The following is a 783-nucleotide window of genomic DNA, read 5'->3' as shown; positions in this document are numbered from 1 at the left end:
TCGTTAGTCGAATATTAGATCTCAATTGTAGAACCAGGTTTATTTTTGAGACAGCCTGATCTATTCTCTTTTTATTTACTATATTTCCCGCGAATAATGCAACATCGTTTGTGATTTACATATCTACTTTTTGTTGTATCAAATACAAGCTTAAGTAGAATTTATACTCAATCTGTAGTATTCTTTCTTGATAGTGGGATCAGATTCCGAGAATCATAAGCATGCAACAGATTTTCAAATCATACCAAAAAGGCAAAACGTGCCAATTTCGAATAATTTGATCAATGTTTTTACCCACTACCAAGCATTGGGGTTTATTTAGATACCAGTCTATAGTTATTCCAGTAAGACAAATTATGCGGAAATCTTTGGTGCTTCTTCCATTGCAGCTTTTTCAATCTTTGTAATCTCTTCTGCATAGTGCAGGAATGTATCCACAGACGCAACAACGACTCTAGCTTCGATTGTCAGAATTTCGATTCCAACAAGCGAAATCCTGGCCCATGTGTCTACAACTATTCCCTTGTCAAGTATCCGATCCAGCACTTCTGCAAGACTGGAACAATCAGGACTTTGAGCTACCATTACTTTTTACCCCCTTTTGATTTATTCAATTTTAGACACACCGAAATTATAATTTGGAACTTTTTTGTTCAGAATATGAACTCAGTACCAAATACAGTCCTAAATCTTGAACTTTCGGTGGTCTTCGTTTTTCATACGCAAATATAATCATAGACGAATATATAGATTAGGATATTTATTTTTTTGTTACAAAATATA

At 34.2% G+C, this 783-nt stretch carries 1 protein-coding gene; it reads right to left on the bottom strand.

Features of this window, described 5'->3' with window-relative positions:
* Positions 1 to 354: 354 nt before the first annotated feature.
* Positions 355 to 585, bottom strand: a complete 231-nt coding sequence (gene gvpA / locus ASJ81_RS14325) for a gas vesicle protein GvpA (protein ID WP_095644993.1) — start codon at positions 583 to 585, stop codon at positions 355 to 357.
* Positions 586 to 783: the final 198 nt, after the last annotated feature.

This window comes from Methanosarcina spelaei (assembly GCF_002287235.1).
Classification (GTDB): domain Archaea; phylum Halobacteriota; class Methanosarcinia; order Methanosarcinales; family Methanosarcinaceae; genus Methanosarcina; species Methanosarcina spelaei.
Note: the sequence above shows the minus strand (reverse complement) of the source record. Positions and strands in the feature narration are given on the sequence as shown.

What these genes read in the sequence shown, in the direction of transcription:
- gvpA (WP_095644993.1), bottom strand. Translation starts at nt 585, where the DNA reads ATGGTAGCTCAAAGTCCTGATTGTTCCAGTCTTGCAGAAGTGCTGGAT.